Below are 8,250 nucleotides of genomic sequence, written 5' to 3' on the forward strand. Positions count from 1 at the left end.
GATGCCCAAATCAGCAAATCGCTTTCCGCGTCTGCCACGCATCCATGCGGCAGACCCCCAGGCGTTGGAGCAGACCTGGGAAAACGCCCCGCAATTGTTGGCGGCGCTCAATGGCGCACGCTTGGGTGCCTGGTTCTGGGACATCGAGACCGGTCAGATCAGTTGGTCGCGAGGCACTCAAGCGCTGTTTGGCTTCGATCCCGAACAACCGCTGCCCAATGACCTCGACTACCTTGACCTGCTGCCCGTTGAAGACCGCGCCCGCACGTTGCAGGCCTTCAATGCGGTGATTAATGGCGAACCAGTGGAGCAAGCCTTGCGCCACCGGATCCGCTGGCCGGACGGCAGCCTGCACTGGCTGGAAATCAATGGCAGCTTGGCCAAGGACAAGCACGGCCGTCCGCAGATGATCGGGGTGATCCGCGAAATCACCCGCCAACGCGAGCGAGAAACCGCGCTGATCAACTCGGAAAAGCGTTTTGCCACGCTGTTTCACCTGAGCCCCAACGTTGTGTTGCTAACCCGCCGCTCCGACGGTTTGATCTATGAAGTCAACCAGCACTTCGAACAGACCCTAGGCTGGCCCGGCCATCAGGTGATCAACAAAACCACCATCGAGCTAGGTTTGTGGGCCAATCCACAACAACGCAACGCTGTACTCGAAGCCACTCGAGGCAACAGCGGCCCTGTCAGCCTGGAAGTGCAGTTTTGTGCCAGCAACGGCAAGGTCCACGACGGCATTCTCAGCACCCAGAACATCGAGCTTGAAGGTACGGTCTACCTGCTCAGCACCTTTGTCGACACCAGTGAACGCAGGCGCGCCGAACAGGCACTCAAAGACAGTCAGGAGCGCCTGGACCTTGCCCTGGACTCCGCGCAATTGGGCACCTGGGACTTGCATATTCCCAGCGGCATGCTCTACGGCTCGGCACGCGCAGCCGAATTGCATGGCTTGGAGCCGGTGCCTTTTCACGAGTCGTTCGAAGCGTTTTTCGAAGGGGTTCCGGAGCAGGACCGCAGCACCATGCGCAAGGCCTACCGCAGCCTTCGTGAAGGCCCGGCCGGCAACTATCAGATCACCTATCAGATCCAGCTGGAAAACGGCAGCGTGCGCTACATCGAAAGCCGTGCCCGGCTGTACCGCGACGCACAGGGCAAGCCGCTGCGCATGGCCGGAACCTTGCTCGACATCAGCGACCAGGTCGAACGCGAGCAACGCCTGACCAGCTCGGAAGAAAAGTTCGCCAGCCTGTTCCAGGCCAGCCCCGACCCGATCTGCGTGACACGCCAGGACAACGGGCAATTCATCGAGATCAACCCAGCCTTTACCCAGATCTTCGGCTGGGACGCCGAACAGGTTATTGGCCGCAGCGCTGAAGAAATCGGTTTGTGGGCCGAATCGGCCGAGCGCGCCCGGCGCATCGAGCAGGTGATTCGCGACGAAGCCCTGAACAATGTCGCGGTGGTGGTCAACCATAAAGACGGCCAACCGTTGACCTGCGTGATATCCAGTCGCCTGATCAGCGTCGACAACCAGCCTTGCAGTGTCACCACCCTACGCGACATCACCCAGCAACAACGGGCCGAGGCTGCACTCAAGGCCAGCGAAGAAAAGTTCGCCAAAGCCTTCCACTCCAGCCCCGACGCGATCACCATCACTGAACTCGACAGTGGACGCTACCTGGAGGTCAACGACGGCTTTTGTCGTCTGACGGGCTACAGCAGCGCTGAAGTGATCGGCCGCACCGCGCACGAAATCGGTATCTGGGCTGATGACAAACAGCGCACCAGCCTCATCACAGAACTGCAGGACAAAGGCCGCGTCCACCATCGCGAAATGCTCGGACGCAACAAGCGCGGCGAACTGCTCACGGTTGAAGTCTCGATTGAACCGATCACCCTCAATGAGTCGCCCTGCCTGCTGCTGACCGCCCGCGACGTCAGCCAGTTGAAGAACGCCCAGGCGCAGATTCGCCACCTGGCCTATCACGACCCGCTTACCAACCTGCCCAACCGCGCCCTGCTGATGGACCGCCTCAGTCAGCAGATCGCTTTGCTCAAGCGCCACAACCTGCGCGGTGCCCTGCTGTTTCTCGACCTGGACCACTTCAAGCACATCAACGATTCGTTGGGTCATCCGGTTGGCGATACCGTATTGAAAATCATCACCGCGCGCCTGGAGGCCAGCGTGCGCCTTGAAGACACCGTGGCTCGTTTGGGCGGCGATGAGTTCGTGGTACTGCTCAGCGGCCTGGAAGGCAGCCGTGACGAGGTCACGGAAAAAGTCCGCGAACTGGCGGATACCTTGCGCGAACTGCTGGCCGAACCGATGTCCCTGGACGGCCAGCGCCTGCAGGTCACACCCAGTATCGGCGTGGCGCTAATCCCTGATCACGGCTCGACTCCGGCCGATCTGCTCAAGCGTGCCGACATCGCCCTGTACCGAGCCAAAGACTCTGGTCGCAATACCACCCAGCTGTTCCATAGCACCATGCAAAAAGCCGCCAGCGAACGCCTGCGCATGGAAAACGACCTGCGCCTGGCCTTGGCCCGTGGTGAACTGGTGCTGCACTTCCAGCCACAAGTCGATGCCCGTGACAATCGAATCGTCGGTGCCGAAGTGCTGCTGCGCTGGCATCACCCGCAACTGGGCCAGCAGCCACCGGCACAGTTCATTCAGGTCCTGGAGGAAAGTGGTCTGATCCTCGAAGTCGGCAGCTGGATCCTGGAAGAAGCCTGCGATGCGTGTGCCGGCATGCTGCGCGACCACTTGATCGATGCCGACAACTTCAGCCTGTGCGTGAACATCAGCCCGCGACAGTTTCGCCAGAACGACTTTGTCGAACGGGTAGTACGCAGCCTCGACGACTTCCGCCTGCCGTACAAAATGCTCAAGCTGGAGATCACCGAAGGCATCGTCATCCAGAACCTGGAGGACACCATCAGTAAAATGCGCGAGCTCAAACAGTATGGTGTGAGCTTTGCCATGGATGATTTCGGGACCGGCTATTCGTCGCTGACCTACCTTAAACGTTTGCCGGTGGATGCGCTGAAGATCGACCAATCGTTCGTGCGCGATGCACCGCTGGACCCTAACGATGCGGAGATTGTCCGCGCTATCGTCGCCATGGCTCGCAGCCTGGAACTGGCGGTGATTGCTGAAGGCGTGGAGTTGTCTGAGCAGTTGGAGTTTCTCGAACACCTGGGCTGCCATTTGTATCAGGGCTACCTGCACAGTCGGCCATTGCCATTGAGTGAGTTCCGGCGGTTGTTGCTGGAAGCGCCGGCCAGCTTGTAGCCGTATTTCAAGCACATAAAAGGGCACCCGAACAGACTGTGTGAAAACGCACTGAAGGCCAGCCCAACAAACGCCCCGACTTGTTCGGGGGGTAGTTTTTTGTGCAGGCAACAGTCGAAAAAAGGCTTTTCAGCCCATTAGCGCCATCAATTGCGGATGCACGAGCATTCGCTGCTCCATTCGCTCAAAGAGTTCCTCACCGCCTGGGTTGAGCCTCCTCGCAGGCCTGAAACTGTTGGCCGTTTGAATAGCCGGCATCGGCCGTCACGCTCAAGGCATTTTGTTCCAGATGTTCTTTGGCGGCTTTGGCCATTGGCTCCAGCTGTTTTCGGCCATCGCCGTCCTGAGTCACTTCATGGGGCAGAATCAGGCAATGTGCGGCGTCCACGGCGGCTTGTGCGTTGTAGGCCACCCGTGGCCCTTTTGGCGTACGCATCATTCGGGCATCGCTTTCATGGGTGTTAAACTGCTCCAGGCCCATCGAGCTCATCAACGCTTGGCCGCTCTGATTGTCCTGCTGCCGAACTTCAAGCTGCGCCAGTGCTGTTTTGATCGCGCCGCGATCAACCACCTCTCCCGCCTCGGCCTTGTCGGCCTCATCCAGTTCTGCCAGATACTGAGCTATGCGCTTGTCCAGCTTCTCTTGCTGACGCTTGAGCTGTTTGAGGTTCATGTGGCGCCGCGAGGAAGCGTTAGCCTGAAACTTACTACCATTGGCCACCAAGTCGCCGGTGATCAGACCCGCCATGCGGCAAAACCGAACGAAGGCACGACACGTCGCCACAAAGGCGAGTTTGTTGTTTTTACGAAAGTCGGCGATGGTCTTGAAATCGGGTTTGAGTCGGTTGATCAGCCACATCACGTCGATATTGCGCTGACACTCGGCGTCAAAGCGCCGCGATGAGCGAATCCGCTGGAAATAGCCGTAGAGGTACAGCTTGAGCTGATCGGCGGGGTCATAGGCGGGCGACCGGTGCTCTTGGGAAGCGCTTTGTCAAAACCCAGTTGCACCAAATCCCGCTTGGCGACGTACAGGTCGATGACCCGAAAGAGGTGATCTTCAGGGATCAACTCTTCCAGCGAGACCGGGAATAGACTGGTCCGGCTGCGAGACCCTCCTTGGATGTAGGCCATAACGAAAAATGCTCCGTATCTTTCGATACGGAGCATTTTCTTTGAGCGCTGCGCAGATTGCCAGGTTTCACACAGTCTGCGAAGGTGCACTTTTCTTTACATCAGCGCACTCAGTTCAGCGCAGGCTTGCTATCCCCATTGATCGGGATGCGCTTGGCCTTGGCCTCTTCCGGTACGATGCGCAGCAGGTCGATGCTGAGCAGGCCGTTGGCCAGGCCCGCAGCCTTGACCTCGATGTGGTCGGCCAGGCGGAAGGATAACTTGAAGGCCCGCTGGGCAATGCCCTGATGCAAGTAAGTAACGCTTTCATTGTTGCTGTCACGCTTGCCGCCAGTAACGGTCAAGACGCCCTTTTCCACTTGCAGATCAAGATCCTGCTCTTGGAAACCGGCTGCAGCAACGACGATTCGATAGTGGTCTTCGCCATGTTTTTCGACGTTGTAGGGTGGGTAGCTGCTACCCGCCTCGTTACGCGCCGCAGATTCGAACAGGTCATTGAAACGGTCGAAGCCTACGGAATGACGGAACAGTGGAGCCAGAGAAAAAGCAGTAGTCATGGTACATCTCCTGAAAATCAGCGAGGTTGTGTAGTAGCGCGACCCGACTTCGGCATCGCGTACTCCTTAGATAAGGACCCTCGCCTGCTTTTCAAGCACCCCTGCAAAAATTTTTCAGGCCGCCTCGCTGACCGGCATGCCGATCAGCTGGGCGACACGATCGCAGTCGGTTTCACGGCGCAACTCGGTAAACAACGCCACCGCTTCGGGGTAGGTGCGGGTCAGCATCGCAACCCATTGTTTCAAGCGTCCCGGCGCCTGACGCGGAGTCATCTGCGCCCGGGCCTGGCCCCAAAAGTCCCGAATCAGCGGCAGCAAGCTGTGCCAGTCCATCGGTACAAACTCGACACCATCGCGCTCAGCCGCAATTTGCCGAGCCAGGTCCGGGCGCGAAACCAGCCCGCGGCCGAGCATGATGTCTTCGACACCGCTGACTTCGCGGCAACGTCGCCAGTCTTCAAGGGTCCAGACTTCGCCGTTGGCGTACACCGGTACCTTGACCACGTCCTGCACCTTGGCCACCCACTCCCAATGCGCTGGCGGCTTGTAGCCGTCAACCTTGGTCCGTGCATGCACCACCAACTGCTCAGCCCCGCCTTCGGCCAGCGCAAGGGCGCAGTCCAGGGCACCATCAGGGCTGTCGAAGCCCAGGCGCATCTTGGCCGTCACCGGAATATGCGCCGGCACGGCGCGGCGCACCTCACGCAGGATGGCATGGAGCAGCTCCGGCTCCTTGAGCAGCACCGCCCCACCGCGGGATTTGTTTACGGTTTTGGCCGGGCAACCGAAGTTCAAGTCGATCACCGGTGCACCCAGCTCACAGGCCAGCACCGCATTCTCTGCCAGGCAGACCGGATCCGAGCCGAGCAGCTGCACACGCAAGGGCACCCCGGCCGCGGTCTGCGCACCCTGGCGCAATTCAGGCGCCAGCTTGTCGAAGGTGGCCGCCGGCAACAGCCGGTCGCAGACGCGAATGAACTCGGTGACACACCAATCGATGCCGCCCACCTGGGTCAGGACGTCACGAAGGATGTTGTCGACCAGCCCCTCCATCGGGGCCAGGGCAATTTGCATGGGTTGCATCTCGAGCGAAAAGGCCGGCAGTCTAGCAAAATCCGCGGGCTACAGCGCTCCGGCCATCAGTGCCGGGCCGTAGCCGTCAATGAACTCACTGGGCATGCGCTTGGGCCGCCCGGTGGATAACTCGATGCAGACGAAGGTGGTGTGAGCGCGCAGCAAGGTAGTGCCGTCACTGGGACGCACCAACTGAAATCGTCGTGTCATCTTCAGGCGCTGGTCCCAGTCGACGATCCAGGTTGCCAATTGCAACTCGTCGTCTTCGTACGCCGCTGCCAGGTAGTCGATCTCATGGCGAACCACCGCCATCGCCCGGTCTAGCCGCCGGTACTCGGCAAGGTCCAGACCCAGGCGCTGAGAATGACGCCAGGCACAACGCTCCAGCCAAGTGACATAGACCGCGTTGTTGGCGTGGCCGAGGCCATCGATATCGTCGGCACCGACGCGCAGGTCGATGGTGAACGGTGTTGCCAGATCCCAACTCATGCCCGCTCCAGGTCTGTGGTGAACGGGCAGAGTGTAACGGATGCTCAGGCCGATTGCCGCGCTGGCGTACGACGATGCGTCAGCAACGTCATAACACCTTCAATCAACTGTGGATCGGACAGCACCCGTTGATGACCGCCTTGCGGCAGCACAAGCAGGCGACTGTCGAACCAGGCCTGATGGATCGCACGCGCCTCGCTGGCCGGCACCAGGGTATCGTCTTCGGCATGCACGATCAGCGCGGGAATCTCCAGTTGATAGCCACTGACGTCCAGACGCGCGATTTGTATACCGACGTCCCGCTCGATCTGGCGGATAAAGGCTGCCCGCGCCCGCGCCGGCATACCCAGGCGATGGGCGAAACCGCGCAATACACCCAGTAACTGCGCGGGCGCGGCGACGCTGACCGCAGCTTCAGCACGCAGGCCCCACTGCAGCGCCAACATGACGCTGGCGCCGCCCATGGAATGGCCAATCACCGCTTTGAGCGCAGGGAGCTCAGCGGCAGCCTCAAGCAAGGCCCGAGCAAACAGCACAACATGCGCTTGATTGCCCGGTGAATGGCCATGCGCCGGCCCCTCCAGGGACACGGCGGTGTAACCGGCCTGCACCAAAGCATCGATCAAGTGGGCGAATTGAGTTGGGCGCCCTTCCCAACCGTGCATCAACAACACGGTTGGCCCCTGCCCCCAACGCAGGGCAGACAAGCCAAAGCGCAACGTGATGCGCTCGGCACGGGCCAGCAACGGCAGCTCCCACTCACGGGGCGGCAAGTTGCGTGGGGTCATGAAGGCACGGCGCATCTTGCCAGCAATATGCTCTGGCGCCAGCCGCCCAACGGTGCCGTTAACGCTACGAATCCAGCTCAAGGTATTCATCGCTTCGCTCCGGTAGATGTCGCTCGATCAGACCACCGCCGATTTGGCGGCACGCAGGATACGATCAGACAGCTCGTCTGTGCCCAGGGCACGGGCCAACGCCAGGCCACCAATCATCAGGGCCAGGTCTGCGAGGACCTTGTCGGCCTCTTCGGGGCTGTCGGCAAGATTTGCCATCATCAGTTCAATGTGTTCGGCCAGGACTTGGCGGAATGCATCCGGCAGGCGCGCCATCTCGCCCAACGCCGTGGGCAACGGGCAGCCACGCTCGGTGGCATCGCGGTGTTTGCGTGACAGATAGAAGGCGGCAACCAGAGCACGGCGCGCTTCGCCGTTCATGTTCGGGTCAACTTCGGCAAGCAATGCCCGGCGCTCAGAAAGCAACTGACTGAAAGCTTCGAGCATCAGCGCGTCCTTGCTGTCGAAGTGCGCATAGAAGCCACCCACCGTCAGCCCGGCAGCGCCCATCACTTGATTGACGCTCGGCTCAGCAGGGCCATGCTGAATCAATGCACTGCAGGCTGCATCGAGAATCCGTTCGCGGGTTTTTGCTTTTTTGTCATTCATGACCTGCCTCCAAATATTATGCTTAAAATATTATTCTCATAATATTTTTCCGCAAGCAGTTTCTCCTGCCGTTTGTCGCACAGAGGAGGAAGTCGGAAGAGGAAACTTTTTTCGAGGCAAAAACAAAAGGCTCATTCAATAATCGAATGAGCCTTGAAATCCCACAAAGTGGGTAAAATGGCGTCCCCTAGGGGACTCGAACCCCTGTTACCGCCGTGAAAGGGCGGTGTCCTAGGCCACTAGACGAAGGGGA

At 59.8% G+C, this 8,250-nt stretch carries 6 protein-coding genes and 1 pseudogene; 1 reads left to right on the plus strand and 6 read right to left on the minus strand.

Translation table 11 applies throughout. The features are described from left to right. Position 1 precedes the first annotated feature (1 nt). A complete protein-coding gene (locus tag ACQRAX_RS24990; RefSeq protein ID WP_412040702.1) occupies positions 2 to 3,298 on the plus strand; it encodes a sensor domain-containing protein in 3,297 nt (1,098 codons plus the stop codon). A 174-nt stretch (positions 3,299 to 3,472) separates the two neighbouring features. Here the strand turns inward: ACQRAX_RS24990 and ACQRAX_RS24995 are convergent. The 6 genes and pseudogenes from ACQRAX_RS24995 to ACQRAX_RS25020 all read right to left on the minus strand — a co-directional run. Further along, positions 3,473 to 4,432: pseudogene (locus ACQRAX_RS24995) on the minus strand (transposase); the annotation flags it as partial. 110 nt (positions 4,433 to 4,542) lie between these two features. After that, positions 4,543 to 4,989 carry an Hsp20 family protein gene (locus ACQRAX_RS25000; protein ID WP_412040703.1) on the minus strand — a complete coding sequence of 149 codons (447 nt, stop codon included), beginning with the start codon at positions 4,987 to 4,989 and terminating at the stop codon, positions 4,543 to 4,545. A 114-nt stretch (positions 4,990 to 5,103) separates the two neighbouring features. Beyond that, positions 5,104 to 6,063, minus strand: coding sequence for a tRNA dihydrouridine synthase (locus tag ACQRAX_RS25005; RefSeq protein ID WP_274071573.1), 960 nt, complete (start codon positions 6,061 to 6,063; stop codon positions 5,104 to 5,106). 48 nt (positions 6,064 to 6,111) lie between these two features. Continuing rightward, positions 6,112 to 6,552: an acyl-CoA thioesterase gene (locus tag ACQRAX_RS25010; protein ID WP_412040704.1), complete on the minus strand. Its 441-nt coding sequence runs from the start codon at positions 6,550 to 6,552 to the stop codon at positions 6,112 to 6,114. 44 nt (positions 6,553 to 6,596) lie between these two features. Then, positions 6,597 to 7,430 (minus strand): alpha/beta hydrolase, encoded by an 834-nt coding sequence (locus ACQRAX_RS25015; RefSeq protein WP_412040705.1) that lies wholly within the window; start codon positions 7,428 to 7,430, stop codon positions 6,597 to 6,599. 27 nt (positions 7,431 to 7,457) lie between these two features. Then, positions 7,458 to 7,997, minus strand: a complete 540-nt coding sequence (locus ACQRAX_RS25020; RefSeq protein ID WP_412040706.1) for a TetR/AcrR family transcriptional regulator — start codon at positions 7,995 to 7,997, stop codon at positions 7,458 to 7,460. Positions 7,998 to 8,250 lie beyond the last annotated feature (253 nt).

The sequence above is a fragment of the Pseudomonas sp. UM16 genome, from assembly GCF_050312595.1.
Classification (GTDB): domain Bacteria; phylum Pseudomonadota; class Gammaproteobacteria; order Pseudomonadales; family Pseudomonadaceae; genus Aquipseudomonas.